The sequence below is a fragment of the Neorhizobium populisoli genome, from assembly GCF_019430945.1.
In the GTDB taxonomy this organism is placed as follows: domain Bacteria; phylum Pseudomonadota; class Alphaproteobacteria; order Rhizobiales; family Rhizobiaceae; genus Neorhizobium; species Neorhizobium populisoli.
In genome coordinates, this window is sequence record NZ_JAHYCB010000001.1 from 685522 (window position 1) to 703233 (window position 17712).

At 59.9% G+C, this 17712-nt stretch carries 18 protein-coding genes and 1 other annotated feature; of the genes, 12 read left to right on the top strand and 6 right to left on the bottom strand.

All coding sequences use genetic code 11. The annotated features are described in order from the left end of the window. Positions 1-67: 67 nt before the first annotated feature. Positions 68-1402 carry a L,D-transpeptidase family protein gene (locus tag KX729_RS03375; protein ID WP_219741002.1) on the bottom strand — a complete coding sequence of 445 codons (1335 nt, stop codon included), beginning with the start codon at positions 1400-1402 and terminating at the stop codon, positions 68-70. 476 nt (positions 1403-1878) lie between these two features. On the opposite strand from KX729_RS03375, the gene KX729_RS03380 reads away from it, so the two are divergent. Continuing rightward, complete coding sequence (locus tag KX729_RS03380; protein ID WP_219741003.1) at positions 1879-2082, top strand: hypothetical protein; 204 nt, start codon at positions 1879-1881, stop codon at positions 2080-2082. 179 nt (positions 2083-2261) lie between these two features. Here the strand turns inward: KX729_RS03380 and ldtR are convergent, their stop codons facing one another. Together ldtR and KX729_RS03390 are read right to left on the bottom strand one after the other, a co-directional pair. Next, positions 2262-2780 (bottom strand): transcriptional regulator LdtR, encoded by a 519-nt coding sequence (ldtR, locus tag KX729_RS03385; protein ID WP_219741208.1) that lies wholly within the window; start codon positions 2778-2780, stop codon positions 2262-2264. A 233-nt stretch (positions 2781-3013) separates the two neighbouring features. Next, a complete protein-coding gene (locus KX729_RS03390) occupies positions 3014-3451 on the bottom strand; it encodes a DUF6163 family protein (RefSeq protein ID WP_219741004.1) in 438 nt (145 codons plus the stop codon). A 167-nt stretch (positions 3452-3618) separates the two neighbouring features. Between KX729_RS03390 and KX729_RS03395 the strand changes: the two genes are divergently transcribed. From KX729_RS03395 to KX729_RS03425, 7 genes are all read left to right on the top strand, one after another. Continuing rightward, positions 3619-3999, top strand: coding sequence for a cupin domain-containing protein (locus KX729_RS03395; RefSeq protein WP_219741005.1), 381 nt, complete (start codon positions 3619-3621; stop codon positions 3997-3999). A 93-nt stretch (positions 4000-4092) separates the two neighbouring features. Then, positions 4093-5103, top strand: a complete 1011-nt coding sequence (gene hemB, locus KX729_RS03400) for a porphobilinogen synthase (protein WP_219741006.1) — start codon at positions 4093-4095, stop codon at positions 5101-5103. Positions 5104-5180: 77 nt separating this feature from the next. Next, positions 5181-5639: an RDD family protein gene (locus KX729_RS03405; RefSeq protein ID WP_219741007.1), complete on the top strand. Its 459-nt coding sequence runs from the start codon at positions 5181-5183 to the stop codon at positions 5637-5639. Between the two features lie 128 nt (positions 5640-5767). Then, the gene (locus KX729_RS03410; RefSeq protein WP_219741008.1) at positions 5768-6529 is read left to right on the top strand and encodes an arginyltransferase; all 762 of its coding nucleotides are present in this window, start codon (positions 5768-5770) and stop codon (positions 6527-6529) included. 11 nt (positions 6530-6540) lie between these two features. After that, positions 6541-7416: a DMT family transporter gene (locus KX729_RS03415; RefSeq protein WP_219741009.1), complete on the top strand. Its 876-nt coding sequence runs from the start codon at positions 6541-6543 to the stop codon at positions 7414-7416. Positions 7417-7479: 63 nt separating this feature from the next. Further along, on the top strand, positions 7480-7701 hold the full coding sequence (locus KX729_RS03420) for an AbrB/MazE/SpoVT family DNA-binding domain-containing protein (protein ID WP_219741010.1): 222 nt from the start codon (positions 7480-7482) through the stop codon (positions 7699-7701). Continuing rightward, positions 7701-8087 carry a type II toxin-antitoxin system death-on-curing family toxin gene (locus tag KX729_RS03425; protein WP_219741011.1) on the top strand — a complete coding sequence of 129 codons (387 nt, stop codon included), beginning with the start codon at positions 7701-7703 and terminating at the stop codon, positions 8085-8087. The genes KX729_RS03420 and KX729_RS03425 overlap by 1 nt, the downstream gene beginning before the upstream one ends. On the opposite strand, the gene parC is transcribed toward KX729_RS03425, so the two are convergent. Further along, positions 8088-10370, bottom strand: coding sequence for a DNA topoisomerase IV subunit A (parC, locus tag KX729_RS03430; protein WP_219741012.1), 2283 nt, complete (start codon positions 10368-10370; stop codon positions 8088-8090). Between the two features lie 253 nt (positions 10371-10623). Here parC and KX729_RS03435 point away from each other — a divergent pair, with 253 nt between their 5' ends. After that, on the top strand, positions 10624-11814 hold the full coding sequence (locus KX729_RS03435; RefSeq protein ID WP_219741013.1) for an aq_1923 C-terminal domain: 1191 nt from the start codon (positions 10624-10626) through the stop codon (positions 11812-11814). A 64-nt stretch (positions 11815-11878) separates the two neighbouring features. Here KX729_RS03435 and KX729_RS03440 read toward each other — a convergent pair whose 3' ends face one another. Then, entirely contained in the window at positions 11879-13366 is a 1488-nt protein-coding gene (locus KX729_RS03440) for a SulP family inorganic anion transporter (protein WP_219741014.1), read from the bottom strand. Between the two features lie 74 nt (positions 13367-13440). Next, positions 13441-13498 (bottom strand) — a sequence feature (sul1 is cis-regulatory element that is thought to sense ions involved in sulfur or methionine metabolism; They are found in Alphaproteobacteria). A gap of 100 nt (positions 13499-13598) precedes the next feature. Beyond that, on the bottom strand, positions 13599-13919 hold the full coding sequence (locus KX729_RS03445; protein ID WP_219741015.1) for a DUF1236 domain-containing protein: 321 nt from the start codon (positions 13917-13919) through the stop codon (positions 13599-13601). A 184-nt stretch (positions 13920-14103) separates the two neighbouring features. Between KX729_RS03445 and KX729_RS03450 the strand changes: the two genes are divergently transcribed. Genes KX729_RS03450 through KX729_RS03460 form a run of 3 tightly spaced genes read left to right on the top strand, consistent with a single transcriptional unit; the run spans position 14104 to position 17690 of the window. Next, positions 14104-15516, top strand: a complete 1413-nt coding sequence (locus tag KX729_RS03450; protein ID WP_219741016.1) for a cytochrome P450 — start codon at positions 14104-14106, stop codon at positions 15514-15516. Between the two features lie 9 nt (positions 15517-15525). Next, positions 15526-16527 (top strand): lysophospholipid acyltransferase family protein, encoded by a 1002-nt coding sequence (locus tag KX729_RS03455; protein ID WP_219741017.1) that lies wholly within the window; start codon positions 15526-15528, stop codon positions 16525-16527. A gap of 26 nt (positions 16528-16553) precedes the next feature. Beyond that, on the top strand, positions 16554-17690 hold the full coding sequence (locus KX729_RS03460; protein ID WP_219741018.1) for a serine hydrolase domain-containing protein: 1137 nt from the start codon (positions 16554-16556) through the stop codon (positions 17688-17690). Positions 17691-17712 lie beyond the last annotated feature (22 nt).

The window sequence follows — 17712 nt, forward strand, 5'->3', positions numbered from 1 at the left end:
CATCCGGAAACGAAAAAGCCGCACCCGGATAAGGGATGCGGCTCGAAGGTTGGGGAACCCGTTGCGGTTACCGCGGCAGCAGGTCGTCGTCGGCGGCAGCACCGACCGGCTTTTCCATGCCGGCAGTCGTCTGCAGCGCCAGTTCCTGGTTGCCGTCCATCTCGTAGATGTCATCGCGGAACTGCACCACGCCGTCCTTGGCGGACCAGGCGGTGATGTAGACGATATAGACCGGAACTTCGACCGGCAGCTTGATCGGCGTGTTGACGCGGCTGGCGATGACGCTTTCGATCTGCTGGCGCGGCCAGTTCGGTGTTTCGGCGAGCAGCCAGACGATCAGGTCGCGAACGTTCTGGACGCGCATGCAGCCCGACGAGTCGAACCGCATAAGCTTGTTGAACAGGCCCTGTTCGGGCGTGTCATGCATGTATTCGTTGTTCGGGTTGTGAAAGTTGATCTTGGTCGACGCCATGGCGTTGTTCTTGCCCGGGTCCTGGCGGAACATCAGGTTCGGAGCCTTCGGCGCATTCCAATCGACCGATTCCGGCGCCACTTCCCCACCCTTGCCGTCGATCAGGCGGATGTTGTTGCGCGTCAGATAGGTCGGGTCCTTGCGCATCAGCGGCACGATATCCTTTTCGATGATCGAGCGCGGCGCCGTCCAGTACGGATTAAGGATGACCTCGTAGATCTTCGAATTGATCGGATGGGTCGGACGGCTGAGGCGACCGACGATCGCCGGATGGCGCAACACGACCTGGCCATCCTGCACGGCTTCGACATAGGTGGCCGGGATGTTGACCATGACGTGGCGGCGACCGAGATCGCCCGAGAAAGTCTGCAGGCGAACGAGGTTGGTGTTCAGCTGCTGCAGGCGGACCTGGGCGGAGATGTTGAGCGCCTTGACGGTGAATTCGCCGAGAACGCCATCCGTCGGCAGGCCGTGGCGGGCCTGGAAGCGCTTGACGGCGCCATCGACGTAGGAATCGAAAGCGGACGAGATGCCGGCGCCGCGCGGCAGGTCGCCGGAAATCATCAGTCGCTGGCGCAGAGCCTGGACGGACGGATCGACGACGCCGATCTTGAGCTTCGCCTGACCCGGATTGACATCCGGCCAGCCACCGTTCGAGACGATCTGCTGGTAATCCATGATCGCCTGCTGCATGTTCGCCGGACCGGACGGGCCGAGGACCGGATTGTTGGAGGCGATGTTGACGGCGGTACGCGACGCGGCCTTGGCGTCGAACTGGTCATCCCAGGTGCCGCGGCGCGGCGCGTTGATCAGATCGTCGAAAGCCGATTGGGCCAAAGCCGGCGCGGCAAGTGCCGCGGCTCCAACGGTGGCGGCCGTGCGAAGCAGCGCGCGGCGGGTAACAGCTTCAGATCCGATTTTCTTCGACATCATACAACCCATCTGGTCCCGAGCATCAGACTAAGACGCCTACCGGGATATGGTTAACAAAGGCGCAAAATGGAAGCGCCGCCGTTGGGAGATTTGGTCGGAGATTTCGCCGTCATCGCAGGTTGTGAAACGCGAATTTCCGCCAGCCCATTCACTCTGCCGGTCCCATAGCAATATGGCCAATTCGTGTCAGGCGTTATCGTGTCACAAAGCCGTGTGGAGGCGTGACTTTTTTGGCATGCATGTGCTGCCGAAACCACAACCGGCGGGCATTCTTTCGCATGATGGCGCAGAAGCGGTTTGCCGCGCCGTTCGATAACCGCCCGCTAACCCGACCTGCACCGCGATATCGTCATTGTGGCGGCAGTCATCCGCGAAGAGGATTTTCGGATATGGTTGCCCGGGCTTGGAGAGCGCAAGCCTGAAGCAAGTCGAGCGGGTCAGAAATTACCCCTGAGAATTTGCGGAGCGAAAGTTTGACCTTACAGCCCATCGAAGCATTGCAGCCCGGACGGCTTGCTGTGCTTTATTTCAGCCAGGACGATGCGGTGCGCTGTGTCGGTTATGTCGAGAAGGACGGCCTGTGCGGCTGGCCCGAGAAGGTGTGCGGGCAGCGGCCCGACGGCTGGACGGAGTTGACGAGTTTGCTTCTGCCTGGCGGAGAAAGCGCCGCAGCCTGAAATCATTCCTCGACAAATCGTGAAAGCCAGAAAGGCGCACGTCTCCGTGCGCCTTTCTGGCTTTGCGTTCACCGCATGACTGGAGAATCTGAAGTGTTCGCTCGCCCGAAGGCTTTTCCGCATTGGCCTGGACGTGCGCCGCCGTGGATTTCGGCGCGACGTCTTCCGATGTTGGCCGATTAGAGGCGATACAGGATCTGATCGTTCCAGAAACGGTCCAGGCGCTGCAGCAGCTTGTTCATCTGGGAGAACTCGCCCTCGCCGATACCGCCGACCTTTTCGATCGAGCCGATGTGGCGCTCGTAGAGCTTGCCGACGGTTTCGGCGATTTCCTGGCCTTCCGGGGTCAAGCTGATGCGGACCGAGCGGCGGTCGATGCGGGAGCGGGAGTGGTTGATGAAGCCGAGGTCGACCAGCTTCTTGACGTTGTAGGAGACGTTCGAGCCGAGGTAATAACCGCGGGAGCGCAGTTCGCCGGCCGTCAGTTCCGAATTGCCGATGTTGAACAGCAGCAGTGCCTGGACTGCATTGACGTCGTCGCGACCCTGGCGGTCGAACTCGTCCTTGATCACATCGAGAAGACGGCGGTGCAGGCGCTCTACCAGATGCAGCGACTCCATGTAGAGAGCGCGAATGGTTTCTTCATGCGGATCCGCTACGATTGCCGGTGCCGCCTGCGGCTTCAGTTTCGTGTTCATCATGACTGCCTCATCCTGTTTTGTTTGGCGGTATTTGTTTTCTTCCGCCTTGAGACAGACATTATCGAAAGCTTTTAAAATTCGACTTAAAACATAGGCTTAACAAGAGCTTAATACGTCACGCGGAATTCTCCGCGTCTTTTGCCGGCTCCCGAGCGCCAGAAATTCGCTCCTTTAAAATCAAAGACTTAAGCGCCAAATTTCGATAAAATCCGGCGAAAATTGCTTTAATTTCAGGGTGAATCAATCCTTACCCGCTCTGCCTTGCGGCGGGTTTCGATCCATAAAGAGAGCCGGAAGATGATGTAAAGCGCCGCCACCAGCCCGTGCAGGATGGGCACGAGACGGTTATGCCCGAAGACATCCGGCCAGATCAGATACATGGACACCTGCCCTGCCGCTGCGAGTGCCCAGAGCACCGGCCCCCAGGACACGGTGAGCCAGAGCCCGAGCGAGGCGACGGGGAAAAGCACCGCGAGCGATGAGGCCGCGACTTTCCACGGCAGCGAGAGCAGATCGAAGCGCGCCATGCCCTTCAGCGAATAACCGACCAGCATCGCCCAATATTGCAGGCCGAACCAGAAACAGGCGATCGCGACCATCCGGAGGAAGATCACGTAGAGAATTTCCGTGAGGGTGCGCTTCGGCACCACGGGTGAATCAGGTTCCATGCGCCGCACCATATACAGGAGCGCCACGGCGGGCGAGTCTCCCGCCCGTTTCATGCACAAACCTTGCGATACGCAGACCTTCTTAAAGGGAGTTCTTTCCCCGGCACGATCGTTCAAGAGCGCCTTTCGAAAATCTCGTAGCCTACGTGGGCAATCGAGGACCTTTCATGAGCCATCAAGACACGTCGTACCGATCGATCAATCTTGCGGAAAAGCTGGAGCGAATTCCGGATTTCTGGCAGCAGCGCGTCATCGCGGAAATGAACGACTACCAATTCAAGCTTGTCCGGATCGAGGGCGACTTCATCTGGCACGATCACCCCGAAACCGACGAAGCGTTCTTCGTCATCGAAGGGCATTTGCGCATCGATTTCCGCGACGGGTCGGTGACGATTGGGCCTGGTGAAATGTTCGTCGTGCCGAAGGGTATCGAGCACAAGCCGTTCGCGGAGAAGGAAGTGCGGATGATGGTGATCGAGCCGCGCGGCATCCTGAATACCGGGCAACAGGGCGGCGAGCGGACCGCGTTGAACGATCTCTGGATCTAACCGCCACACCAAATGCGGCGATGATGCGCATTCGCAAGCGTAGAGCAGCGTGGTATGGGACCGCAACATTCATATAGATGATGGAGCAGTTCCATGGACAAGACGCATCTGGTCGACGAGATTACCGGCCACCGCCGCATGCGGCGCAACCGCAAAGCCGACTGGACGCGCAGGCTCGTTCAGGAAAACCGGCTGACGGTGGACGATCTCATCTGGCCGATCTTCATTGTACCCGGCACCGGCATCGTCGATCCGATCGCCGCCATGCCGGGTGTCAACCGTATGAGCATCGACAAGGCGGTAGAGGCCGTAAAAGAAGCCGCCGATCTCGGCATTCCGGCGATTGCTACTTTCCCGGATATCGAGATGGAGCTGCGCGACGAGACAGGCTCCAACAGCCTCCTCGCCAACAACCTGATCAACCAGGCGACATCAGCCTTCAAGAAGGCCGTGCCGAATATCGGCATCATTACCGACGTGGCGCTCGATCCCTTCACCAGCCACGGCCATGACGGCATCATGCGCGACGGTATCATCGTCAATGACGAAACCGTCGATCAGATCGTCCGCGCCGCCGTGATGCAGGCCGATGCCGGCGCCGATATCATCGCGCCGTCGGAAATGATGGACGGCCGTATCGGCGCGATCCGCCGCGGGCTGGATGCGAGCGGCCACCAGGATGTCGGCATCATGTCCTATGCGACGAAGTTCTCGTCCGGCTTCTACGGCCCCTATCGCGAAGCGATCAACACGAGCGGCCTTTTGAAGGGCGACAAGAATTCCTACTACATCTCGCCCGCCAACGGCACCGAAGCGGTGCGCGACGCAGCCCTCGATGTCGAGGAAGGCGCAGACATGCTGATGGTGAAACCCGGTATCGCCTATCTCGATATCTGTTGGCGCATCAAGGAGGCCTTCGGGCTGCCGGTCTTCGCCTACCAGGTTTCGGGCGAATATACACAGATCAAGGCGGCTGCGATGAACGGCTGGATCGACGGCGATCGGGTGATGATGGAGACCCTGCTCTGTTTCAAGCGCGCCGGCTGCGACGGAATTTTGAGCTATTTCGCGGTGGATGTGGCCAAGAAGCTTGCCAAGGGCTGACGCCTGTCAGGACAGGCACTTGTTGAGAAGAGGATGTGTCACCATATCCTCTTCGATCAACAGGAGAACCGAACCCGATGAGTCTTGAACGCAATCCGACCTATGCCGCACCGGACGATTGGCGCGCTTATAGCGGCGTTCTGTCCCGGCGGATCTTCGCATTCATCATCGACTACATGATCGTGCTGTTGCTGTGCATTCCGGCGGCGATCGTGGTGTTCTTTCTCGGCATCATCACGCTTGGCCTCGGCTTCATGCTGTACCCGGCGCTGTTCGTGATCGTCGCACTTCTCTATTTCGGCATGACGCTCGGCGGCAACGGCCAGGCGTCGCTCGGCATGCGAGCCATGGGACTTGCCATGACGCGCCTCGACGGGCGCCGGATCGATTTCCTGACGGCGGTTGCCCACACGGTGCTCTTCTGGATCATCAACTCGGTCCTGACGCCGCTCATTCTTCTGGCCGGATTATTTATCGAACGGTCGCGCCTGGTGCATGACCTGCTGCTCGGCACGATCGTGGTCCGGACGGCGTAACGATCGCGTCACTGGCGTAAAGTTTATCGTCAATCCTGTACTGTGCAGTGCCGCATATGGTTGACGTTTAACTTTTATGCTCCATGGTATGACATTTAGACCACCAGAGACCGGATTCCCACGACGCAATGAACACCCAGGCAACGCCCTCACCGCAGTTTTATCTGACGGCTCCGGCAGTTTGTCCCTATCTTCCGGGTGAGATGGAACGCAAGGTCTTCACTCACCTGGTTGGCCCCCGGGCTGCCGAGATGAACGACCTGCTCACCCAGGGCGGCTTCCGCCGTTCGCAGAACATTGCCTACCGGCCAGCTTGCGAAGCTTGCCGGGCGTGCGTCTCTGTGCGCATCCTTGTCAACGAATTCGAGCCTGCAAAGTCGATGAAGCGGGTGCTGGCCGCCAATCGCGATATCGTCTCGACAGTCTACCCGGCCCAGCCTTCCACCGAACAGTTCGCCCTCTTCCGCCGTTATCTCGATGACCGTCACCAGCGCGGCGGCATGTCGGACATGTCGGCGCTCGATTACGCGATCATGGTGGAGGACACCCACGTCAACACCCGCGTCATCGAATACCGGCTGCGCGAGCCCGGCTCAGGCATCAGCGCCGAGCCAAAGGGAGAACTGATCGCCGTGGCGCTCACCGACCTGATGAGCGACGGGCTTTCGATGGTCTATTCCTTCTTCAATCCGGAACTCGAGAAACGCTCGCTCGGGACCTACATGATCCTCGACCACATTGATCGCGCCCGTGCATTGGGCGTACCGCATGTCTATCTCGGCTATTGGGTCAAAGGATCGGCCAAAATGGGCTACAAGACCCGCTACCAGCCGCAGGAGCATCTGACTGCCCGCGGATGGGAATTGTTCGATCCCGCAACCGATCTCTGAAATCACCTATCATGAATACACATCGAAAGGGCCTTGTGCTCACCACGATCGGCGGGCTGGCACTTTCCTTCGATGTGCCGCTGGTCAGGCTCGGTCATGGAGATCTGTGGTCGACGGTCCTGGTTCGCAGCGTAATGACCTTTACCGCTGCCATTCTTCTCTGGCTGATCGTGCGTCGGTTTACGACGGCACGGCCGGTTCTGGTGCCCGGCAGGGTCGGCGCGCTGGCCGGCCTCAGCTACGGCGTTTCAACGCTCTGCTTCATGGGTGCGGTCTTCAACACCGCCACCGCGAATGTCGTCTTCATCGTCGCCTTCACGCCGATGTTCGCGGCGATCCTCGGCTGGCTGATCCTCAAGGAGCGCCCCTCCCCCTCGACGCTCGTCACGATGCTGATCATGGTCGCCGGCGTCGGGCTGATCGTATCCGGCGGTCTGGCGGGCGGGCATCTCTTCGGCGACGTGCTGGCAGCCTGCGCCTCGTTCCTGCTGTCGCTGGCGATCGTCATCGGCCGCTCGGCACGTGTCGATATGGGCTTCGTCCCTTTGGTCGCCACCATCATACCCGCCTGTGTCGCGGCCTCTTTCGTCATGGCCGACGGCTTTTCGCTCGCCAATCCCCTCTCGGTGATGTTCGACGGCGCGATCATGATGCCGCTCGCCTTCTGGTGCCTCGCGACCGGGCCTAAATACCTGTCCGGTCCGGAAGTGGGGATGTTCTACCTGCTGGAGACGATCCTGGCACCGGTCTGGGTCTGGTTGATTTTCGCCGAAGTGCCGTCGGCCCGTACTCTGACGGGTGGGGCGATCCTGATTGCCGCATTGGTCGGGTATTCGGTTTGGCAGATGCGGCGGGTCGAGAGATTAAAGGCAGCCGCTGTTTCCTGAAGCCTGGCATTGTGAGGCAAGATGCTTCATGTTATAACAACGTTAGAACATGAGGATCAGGCCATGAACGCTACCATTCGCAAAATCGGAAATTCCGAAGGTATTATCATCCCAAAGGAAATCCTCGACCGTCTGGGTTTGAAGGCGGGAGATAGTATTGATTTGGCAGAAGAAGTGGGAAAGCTGATTTTGAAGCCGCTGGATGATGACTTCACACGGCAGCTCGAACACGCCGATCGCTTCATGGATAAGTACAAGGTCGCGTTGAAGAAGCTGGCCGAGTGATGTCCGTCAGATTTCTTTCGAGGCAGCTGATCGAGCATCTGCACAAGCGGCAGATCGAGAAATTTGGTGGCTCGTTCGGGTTACGCGACGAAGGAGCCCTTGAAGCCGCGATCATGCGGCCAATGAATAAAGCGTCCTATGGCACTGTCGACATTGTCGAACTGGGCGCAGCCTATCTTTACGGCTTGGCCATGAACCACGCATTCATTGACGGTAACAAGCGCATTGCAATCGTCTCGGCAGGCGTTTTTCTGATGGACAATGGCTACGCAATCGAAACCGACGACGGCATTCTCTACAAATTCGTAATCTCGATCTCGGCCGGAGAGATCGACGAAGACGGTGCGACGCGTTTCCTGCGCGATCACACCGTCCCCTATCCCTGATCACCCGGCAAACTTACCGCTTCTCGGAAAACCCTTCGGCACGGTACGCCCTGCAGTCGCACGGTCAGCGAGCCATTCGGCCAATTCATCCTTGTTGCGATTGAAGGCGCGGCCGGCGCTGTCTTCCCAGGAAAGACCGTCTGCGATGGCAAAGCACTTGATGTCGGAAATGCCGCCATCCTTGTAGCGCTGCAGGCGTACGCCCTTGCCGCGGGTCATTTCCGGCAGTTGCGTCAGCGGGAAAACAAGCATCTTACGGTTTTCGCCGACGACGGCGACGTGGTCACCGGAGACGGTAACAACGAGCTTCGCTTCGTCCGGCATGGCGACGTTCATGATCTGCTTGCCCTTGCGGGTATTGGCGATCATTTCGCTTTCCGCGACGACAAACCCATTGCCGGCGGTGGAGGCGAGGATGAGCTTGCGCGACGGATCATGCACGAAGGCGGTCAGGACGTCCTGATCGTTTTCCATATCGACGATGATGCGGATCGGTTCGCCATGGCCGCGGCCACCCGGCAGCTTGTCGGCGCCGAGCGTATAGGCCTTGCCGCCAGTGGTGACGAGCAGCAGCTTGTCCGTCGTCTGCGCCGTGAAGGCGAGCTTCGGTCCGTCGCCTTCCTTGAAGGTGAGGCCGGACGTATCGGCGACATGGCCTTTCAGCGCGCGGATCCAACCCTTTTGCGAGATGATGACGGTGATCGGTTCCTTTTCGATCATCGCCTGCTGGATTGCCGCATCGTCGGCTTCCGGCGCATCGGCAAAACTCGTCAGGCGGGCATAAGGCTTGCCGCGGCCCTTGGCGAAATTCTTGCGGACGTCCTGAATCTCGTGCTCGACGACCCGCCACTGCTTGCTCTCGGAATCGAGCAGCGCTTCGATATCGGCCTTTTCCTTGGTCAGATTGTCGAACTCGGTGCGAATCTCGAATTCTTCGAGCTTGCGCAAGGCACGCAGCCGCATGTTGAGGATCGCCTCGACCTGCATGTCGGTGAGCGACCATTTCTCCATCATGACCGGCTTCGGCTCATCCTCTTCACGGATGATGCGGATGACCTCATCGATGTTGAGATAGGCGATCAGCAGGCCGCCGAGGATTTCCAGGCGCCGGTCGATGGCGGCAAGCCGGAAACGCGAACGGCGGACCAGCACGTCGCGGCGATGCGCCAGCCATTCCAGCAGCACTTCGTTGAGCGCCATGACCTTGGGGACCTTGCCCATGGACAGGACGTTCATGTTCAACGGCAGACGGCTTTCCAGCTCGGAAAGCTTGAACAGCGATTCCATCAGCAGGGTCGCATCGACGGTGCGGTTCTTCGGCACCAGCACGATGCGAACATCTTCCGCCGATTCGTCGCGGACGTCTTCCAGCAGCGGCAGCTTGCGGGCAAGCAGCAGCTCGGCGATCTTTTCGATCAGGCGCGATTTCTGCACCTGGAACGGAATCTCGGTGACGACGATCTGGTAACCGCCACGGCCGAGATCCTCGATCGCCCAGCGGGCGCGGACACGAAAGCCGCCGCGGCCGGTCTTGTAGGCCTCGATGATCGATTCGCGGCTATCGATGATGATGCCGCCGGTCGGCAGATCCGGGCCCTCGATGCCGCCCTTGGCAGGGTTGGCCGGGTCCGCCATCAGATCCTCGATCGTCGCATCCGGGTGCTTGATCAGGTGAAGTGCCGCATCGCAGAGTTCATGAGCGTTATGCGGTGGAATGGAGGTCGCCATGCCGACGGCGATGCCTGAAGCGCCATTTGCCAAAAGGTTCGGAAAAGCACCGGGCAGAACCACCGGCTCGGAATTCGATTCGTCGTAAGTATCGCGGAAATCGACCGAGTCCTGATCGATGCCTTCGAGCAGAAGCTCGGCGACGACGGTCATCTTGCTTTCGGTGTAACGCATGGCGGCGGGGCTATCGCCGTCGATATTGCCGAAATTGCCCTGACCGTTGACCAGCGTGTAGCGCTGCGAAAAGTCCTGCGCCAGACGGGCCAGCGCGTCGTAGATCGACTGGTCACCGTGCGGATGGTAGTTACCCATCACTTCGCCGACGATCTTCGCGCATTTGCGGAAAGCGGAATTCGGCCGCAGACCCATTTCGCTCATCGCATAGACAATGCGGCGATGGACCGGCTTCAGTCCGTCGCGCACGTCCGGAAGGGCGCGGTGCATGATGGTGGAAAGCGCATAGGCGAGATAGCGCTCTTCGAGCGCTGCCTTGAGGTCCACCGGAAGAATATTGTCGCCGCCGTCGTCGCCGGGCGGATTTACGATCTGTCCCATGCGCCCTTGACTAGCGGAAAGCCTGATTCCCGGCAAGAAAGCCGGAGAATCAGCCTGTGGATGACGGTTGTTCCGCTTTGGATCGGTCTTTGCGCTACCGTGGGTTTCTTAGCCGCAATTTTGCCGCAAGTCGCATGGAACACATCCACAAAGCTTTAAAACAACCTTCCTATAAGTGCCCCGCGGCAGACGAACTTCTCGATAGACCCCATACAGAATGCAGGCTTTTCTAGACCTGCAAGGAGGATAACCGATGATCTACTCGACCAAGGCGCGGCTTCTTGCTGCCGGCGCCGCACTCTCGCTTTTCGCGGGCCCGGCTTTGGCACTCGACGGCAACGATGTCGTGGCCAAGCTGAACAAGGCGCTTTCCATTCAGGGCGGTGCCGGCCTCTCGGCCGAATCCGTTACCACCAACGGCTCCGACGTGACGCTGAACAAGGCCAAGTTCACGGCTCCCGACGGCAAGCAGAGCCTGCAGCTGGGCACGATCAAGATGCTCGGCATCGAAGAAGACAGCGGCAGCTATTACGTCGACAAGGTCTCTTTCGACAATGTCAACGTCACCGAAGAGAAGATGACGTTCGTGGCATCGGACATGTCGATCAGCGGTCTTTCCATTCCGGCCGATGCCAACGGCAACGATATGGACTCCGTGCTTCTTTACGAAGGCGCCCATGTCGGCAAGATTTCTGCGACGCTTGACGGCAAGCCGGCCTTCTCGATCGACAGTTCCGACGCGACGCTTGAAGTTGCTGACGACAATTCGTCCATCGACTTCGACGTGAAGATGAACGGCATCAAGGGTGACCTCACCCTCGTTGACGAACCGGAAGCAAAGGACACGATCCAGCAGCTCGGCCTGACGTCCATTGACGGCAAGGTCAGCATGCAGGGTAGCTGGGAGCTGAAGGACGGCACGCTCGACATCGAGGAATATGCCTTCGATTTCGCCAAGGTCGGCAAGCTCAACATCGCGCTCAGCATTTCCGGCTACACGCTCGACTTCATCAAGTCGCTCAACGAGACGACGAAGACGATGGCGGCCGATCCGAACAACCAGGAAGCCCAGCAGGCTGCCGGTCTCGCCATGCTTGGCCTGATGCAGCGCCTGACGTTCAACAGCGCCGAAATCCGCTTTGACGATGCCGGAATCACCAAGAAGGGTCTGGAATACGCTGCCAAGAAGCAGAACACCACGGCCGACCAGCTGACTCAGATGCTGAAGGGCATGACGCCGATGATGCTGGCACAGCTCAATGTGCCGGAACTGCAGAACATGGTGGCTACTGCCGTCAACACCTATCTCGACAAGCCGGGCAGCATGACGATTTCCGCCGAGCCCAAGGAAGGCGTCCCCTTCCCGATGATCATGGGTGCGGCAATGGGTGCTCCGAACACGCTGCCAACGGTTCTCGGCGTCACGGTCAAAGCCAACAATTAATTATTCGACACCGAACAAAAAGGGCCCGGCGAGCGATCGCCGGGCCTTTTTGCATTTCTTCTGCTTAGTGAGCCGATGAAGCCGCGAGCGAAGCGTGCTCCTTGTCGTGCAGGGCAAAGCGGTCGATCATGCTGGCGCTCGCCTCGTTCACGCCGCGAACCTCGACTTCGATGCCGCGGCTGCGGAATTTGAGAACCGCCTTGTCGAGCGCGCCGACCGCCGAGATATCCCAAAGATGCGCTTTCGTAACATCGATCGCCACCCTGGCGACCGGCTCGGTGAAATCGAAGGCGGCAAGCAGACTTTCGGCCGAAGCGAAGAAAACCTGCCCCTCGATTCCGTAGGTGCGCAGGCTGCCATCTTCGGAAAGGGTCCCGCGGACATTGAACATCCTGGCGACCTTGCCGGCGAAAAACACGCCCGAAAGCAATACGCCGACAATCACGCCGATCGACAGGTCTCGTGTCGCCAGCACGGTACCGACGGTTGCCAGCATGACGATCGAAGACGTCGGCGGATTGCGTCTCAGGTCGAGGATCGATTTCCATGAGAAGGTGCCGACCGAAACCATGATCATGATCGCGACGAGCGCCGCGACCGGGACGATGCGCAGGATGTCGTCCAGCACCAAAAGCAGGACGAGCAGGAAAGCGCCGGCGACGAAGGTCGAGAGACGACCGCGGCCGCCTGAAGTCACGTTGATCACCGACTGGCCGATCATGGCGCAGCCGCCCATGCCGCCGAACAGCGCCGAGACGATGTTGCCGGTGCCCTGCCCGACGCATTCCTGGCTCTTGCTGCTGCGCGTATCCGTCATCTCGTCGACGATCTGCGCCGTCAGCAACGATTCCAGCAGGCCGACTGCGGCGAGCGCCAGCGAATAGGGAAAGATGATCTGCAGTGTCTCGAAGGTGAACGGGACCATGGGCAGGCCGAAGACCGGCAGAGAAGTCGGCATCTCGCCGAGATCGGCGACCGTCGGGACGTGAACGCCGAACATCAGGCAACCCGCAGTAACGACGACGATTGCCACGAGCGGCGACGGGATTGCTTTTGTGATGCGCGGAAAAAGATAGATCACCGCCAGCGCAATGGCGATCAGCAGATAGGTGATCTGCGGGACGTTCGTCAGCTGCGGTATCTGCGCGATGAAGATCAGGATGGCGAGCGAATTGACGAAGCCGGTCATCACCGAGCGCGACACGAAACGCATGACGCGGCCGAGCTTAACCATGCCGGCAACGATCTGGATGAGGCCCATCAGGATGGTTGCGGCGAAAAGGTACTGGATGCCGTGATCGCGGACCAGCGGCCCCATCAGCACGGCGGTAGCGGCGGTGGCTGCCGAAATCATGGCAGGGCGTCCGCCGGTAATCGCGGTAACGCAGGCGATCGCGACGGAGGCGAAGAGACCGATCTTGGGGTCGACACCGGCGATGACCGAGAAGCCGACCGCTTCCGGGATCAGGGCCAGTGCCACGACGATGCCGGAAAGGATATCGCCACGGATATTGGAGAACCACTCGCGGCGGTATGCAGCAATTCTGTTCATGGATGAAATTTTCGCAAAAGGGAGCGCAGCCGCCAGGAAGAGTATCCGGGTGTGTGGAAGAGGCGTTGCTTTGCGGTTGTCCGGCGGATCGGCGGCCGGAAGAGCCACCCGGGGGTTTCACCCGAGTCCTTGTGATGGGCGAACCATATCGGCTCGTATCATGCGACGCAATATTGCATCAAAAAACCCGGCGATTTCTCGCCGGGTGCTCAAGAGGCCAATGCTGGATATTCTATTCCAGCACCTGGATGACCGCGCGCGTCTGGGGATTTACGATGACGCGGCGCTCATTCACGATGGTGTAGCCGTAGTCGGAATAACCTTGGACGGGACGAACCTCTACCGCTTCCGGCAAAACACGACCGACGACCACGTCTCCCTCGTACGGGATAGATTCCACAGGCTGCTCCATCACATAGGTGCGAACCTCACCGGGCATTACGATTGTCGAATTGGTGACGACCGGGTCCTGGGTGATGACCATGGTCTGGGCATAGGCGGCACCGGACAGCGCCATGAGGGCCGCGGTGGCGGCAAGCAAAGTCTTTCGCATAATCATTCTCCCTGTGCTTTTGCTGTCCTAACAACACAACCGGGATAAGTTGGTTCCGCCTTTCCAGTTTCCGACCATGGCATGCTTGACGCCACGGGTTGCGGCGGGCCAAAACCGGCATGGGCGACAGGCGCGGTTCAAACGACCGCGCCAAGGCGTCGCGACCGATAAAAGGTATGTCTTTATGCTGCCCTGGCTTGCTGCCGAAACCCAGACGATCGAAAAGCTCAACAGCGCCAAGAAGCGCTTCGAACCGGCGCATCCGTCCCATTACAACGGCAGCCGCAACAACCAGCTCAAGCGGCTTTTCACTGCGCGGCGGGACTTTCTGGCAGTCTGGCGCAAGGTGGACTATTCGGAGCGTATTTCCGTCAGCAACCTGATCGGCCGCCAAGTCACCGTGGTCAATTCTCCCGAACACATCAAATATGTGGTCGCGACACGCCATGAGAATTTCGAGCGCAAATCGCCGCAGATGCGCCGGGCGCTGGAATTTCTGCTGGGTGACGGCCTGTTCATTTCCGATGGCGAGACCTGGAAGAACCGCCGGCCGCTCGTGTCCGACATCGTCCACAAGCACCGGGTGCCTGCCTTTGGCGACATCATGAAGAACACTTCGCTGGAGTTGATAGAACGCTGGACGGCGCTCGGCGAAGGCGCTCCAGTCAACGCACTCTACGAAATGGCGGGGCTGACGGCCGAGATCATCGCCCGCAGCGTGTTCGGCACCGATATCGGCGAGGAAAGTGCGGGACAGGTGACGGACGGCTTCACCAGCTATCAGGACCTCATCGATTCCATCAACATCGGCTACTTCCTTGGTTTCGACGAAGGGCTGCCGGCGCTCCGCACTCCCTCGCTGAGGCGTTCGGTAAAACGCATCCACACGATCATCGACCGGGTCATCGAGGACCATCTGGCCGGCAAGGGCGACGACAACTCCATGGTCGAGCTGCTGGTGCGTCGCCAGAAGAAGAACCCGGAGCTGAAGCTCGACGTCGTGGCGCTACGCAACGAGGCAGCCACCATCTTCATGGCCGGCCACGAGACGACGGCCGCGACGCTGACCTGGGCCTGGTATCTGCTGTCCAACGCGCCCTGGATCGAAGAAGCGGTTCATGCCGAGATCGAGGCGGTCTGCGGCAGCAACGTGCCGACCGTCGCTGACGTGCCGAACCTGAAGATGTGCACGGCAGTGATCGAAGAGACGCTGCGTCTCTATCCGCCGGTGCCGATTCTGGCGCGGCAAGCGAAGGAGGCTGACAAGGTCGGCGATACGGACGTCAAGAAAGCCTCGCTGATCATGATCGTGCCATGGCTGCTGCACCGCACGCCGTCGCTTTTCAAAGACCCGGACCTTTTCAAGCCGGAGCGTTTCCTCGAACGGCGTCCGACGCCCTATTCCTATATCCCCTTTGCCGCCGGCCCGCGCATCTGCCCCGGCCTGCAGTTCGGGCTGACGGAAGCGATCCTCTGCCTTGCCGTGCTGGCGCAGCGCTTCAAGCTGCGCGTGCCGAAGGACCACAAGGTGGAGCCGCAATGCCGCCTGACGCTGAGGCCACGCGGTGGCCTGCCCGTCACCCTGCACCGGCGCTGAGGTCCGGCCGTGGCAACAGAACCCGCCGGCAAGCCGCTTTCCAAACGCAAGGCCGAAGTTTTCACCGAAATCGAAGCGCCACCGCTGTCGCATTTCTTCGGCAATGCCGAGCAACGCAAGCAGGCCAATCGCTACTGGATCAAGGACAATATCGGCAACGCCTTCGATCTGCTCGTCCATTTCGGCCTGAAGCTGATGACGATGGATGGCTGCTCGAATTTCGGTGCCAAGCTCGGCCCGTTCGCTATTCCGAAATTCAACAAGTCCGCCATCAAGCGCGGGCGCGCAACGCTTGCCCGCCTTCTGCCGGAGAAGACTCAGGCCGAGCGCGACGCTATTCTGCAGGAGAACCTCAAATCGCAGGGCCGGATCATGACGGAGTTTTCCGTCATCAACCGGCTGCTTGGCGATATGGACAGGATCACGCTGCATGATTTCCATCGGCTGATCGAGCCCACCAGGCAAGGACCTGTGATCATCGTCGGCATGCATCTCGGCAATTGGGAGATCGGCCCGACCATCCTGCATAAGGATGGCGTGCGCCCCTACGCCAATTACATTCCGCCGAAAGGTCGCGCCAAGGCGTGGATCTCCGCGAAGGTGCGACGCAAGGGCGGGCTGAACTTCCTGCCGCCGGGCGCGCAAGGAACACGCCCGTCCGTCAAGCTCCTGAAGGAAGGCGGCGTCATCTCGATGTTCTGCGACGAGGCGGTGGCCGGCAAGATCCGCGGGCCGCTATTCGGCCGCAAGCCGCATCTGGAAGGCAATCTTGCCGTCGCAGTGCGGTTGGCGCGGATGACCGGCGCGAAGATCTGCCCGTGGTATAACATCCGCGGCGAGGGTTTCCGCTTCGACGCCTATTTCCTGCCGGCGATCGAACTGCCGCCGGAAGACAAACCCGGTGCGCGGCTGATGGACGACATCCTGCTGCTGAATTCCGTAATCGAGCCCGTCATCCGGGCTAATCTCGACCAATGGTATTTCCTCGACAACACTCTGCCGACCGACTGACCACCCTACTCCATAGGAACTCCGTCATGAGCGATAAAACGGCCTTTTCCGCGATCGACGATGTTGTCGACGCTGCGATTTCCTCGAAAAAGCTTGTGGGCACGGTCGTGCTGATGGCCAAGGACGGTGAGATCGTCTACCGCCGCGCCGCCGGAATGGCCGATCGCGAAGCCGGCCTGCCGATGCGGGAAGATACGATCTTTCGGCTCGCCTCGGTGACCAAGCCGATCGTGACGGCCGCCACCATGCGCCTCATCGAACAGGGCCGCATCGGGCTCGACGATCCGGTGACCAAATGGCTGCCGGACTTCCGGCCGAAGCTTGCAGATGGTAGCGAGCCGACGATCCTCATCCGGCATCTGCTCACCCACACGTCTGGCCTCAGCTACAGCTTCGAAGCCGAGGATGGTCCCTATGCTCGCGCCGGCGTTTCCGATGGAGTCGATCAGCCGGGACTTCCGCTAGCCGAAAACCTGAAGCGTATCGCCTCCGTGCCGCTCGCCTTCGCACCCGGCACCGGCTGGCAATATTCCGTCGCCATGGACGTGATAGGCGGCGTCATCGAGAAGGAGACCGGCAGGCGGCTCGGCGACGCGGTGGCGGAACTGGTGATGCAGCCGCTCGGATTGGGCGATACCGGCTTCTCCGTGGCCGATCGGAGCCGACTCTCAGTTGCTTATGTCGATGGTTCACCCGAGCCGAAGCGCATGAGTGAGACGGAAACCGTACGACTGCTGAACGGTTCGGTGACATTTGCGCCCGATCGCATCTTCAACCCGGATTCCTTCCATTCCGGCGGCGGCGGCATGGCGGGAACGGCCGGTGACGTGATCGCTATCCTGGAAGCGCTCCGTAAGGGCGGCGCGCCTCTCCTCTCGCAAGCAACCGTACAGCAGATGATGACCAACCAGATCGGTGATCTTCTGGAAGAGGCACGCCCCGGCTTCGGTTTTGGTTACGGTTGGGCGATCATTCGCGACCCGGCAAAGGCCGGCCTGCCCGTATCGGCGGGTTCGCTGCAATGGGGCGGCGTCTATGGGCACCACTGGTTTATCGATCTCGAACGAAAAATCACGCTGGTCGGACTCACCAATACGACACCGGAAGGCATGTGGGGCAGCTTTACGCTGGACCTGAAGAAAGCCATGGCGGCTTCGTTCTGATTCAGGCTCCACGGAATCAAAA

Bases quoted from the DNA above. Each gene is read 5' to 3' on its own strand.
- parC (WP_219741012.1), bottom strand. From the start codon at position 10,370: ATGGGACAGATCGTAAATCCGCCCGGCGACGACGGCGGCGACAATATT.
- KX729_RS03415 (WP_219741009.1), top strand. From the start codon at position 6,541: ATGAATACACATCGAAAGGGCCTTGTGCTCACCACGATCGGCGGGCTG.
- KX729_RS03405 (WP_219741007.1), top strand. From the start codon at position 5,181: ATGAGTCTTGAACGCAATCCGACCTATGCCGCACCGGACGATTGGCGC.
- KX729_RS03440 (WP_219741014.1), bottom strand. From the start codon at position 13,366: ATGAACAGAATTGCTGCATACCGCCGCGAGTGGTTCTCCAATATCCGT.
- KX729_RS03445 (WP_219741015.1), bottom strand. From the start codon at position 13,919: ATGCGAAAGACTTTGCTTGCCGCCACCGCGGCCCTCATGGCGCTGTCC.
- KX729_RS03460 (WP_219741018.1), top strand. From the start codon at position 16,554: ATGAGCGATAAAACGGCCTTTTCCGCGATCGACGATGTTGTCGACGCT.
- KX729_RS03425 (WP_219741011.1), top strand. From the start codon at position 7,701: ATGTCCGTCAGATTTCTTTCGAGGCAGCTGATCGAGCATCTGCACAAG.
- KX729_RS03390 (WP_219741004.1), bottom strand. From the start codon at position 3,451: ATGGAACCTGATTCACCCGTGGTGCCGAAGCGCACCCTCACGGAAATT.
- KX729_RS03375 (WP_219741002.1), bottom strand. From the start codon at position 1,402: ATGTCGAAGAAAATCGGATCTGAAGCTGTTACCCGCCGCGCGCTGCTT.
- KX729_RS03450 (WP_219741016.1), top strand. From the start codon at position 14,104: ATGCTGCCCTGGCTTGCTGCCGAAACCCAGACGATCGAAAAGCTCAAC.
- hemB (WP_219741006.1), top strand. From the start codon at position 4,093: ATGGACAAGACGCATCTGGTCGACGAGATTACCGGCCACCGCCGCATG.
- KX729_RS03410 (WP_219741008.1), top strand. From the start codon at position 5,768: ATGAACACCCAGGCAACGCCCTCACCGCAGTTTTATCTGACGGCTCCG.
- ldtR (WP_219741208.1), bottom strand. From the start codon at position 2,780: ATGAACACGAAACTGAAGCCGCAGGCGGCACCGGCAATCGTAGCGGAT.
- KX729_RS03435 (WP_219741013.1), top strand. From the start codon at position 10,624: ATGATCTACTCGACCAAGGCGCGGCTTCTTGCTGCCGGCGCCGCACTC.
- KX729_RS03395 (WP_219741005.1), top strand. From the start codon at position 3,619: ATGAGCCATCAAGACACGTCGTACCGATCGATCAATCTTGCGGAAAAG.
- KX729_RS03420 (WP_219741010.1), top strand. From the start codon at position 7,480: ATGAACGCTACCATTCGCAAAATCGGAAATTCCGAAGGTATTATCATC.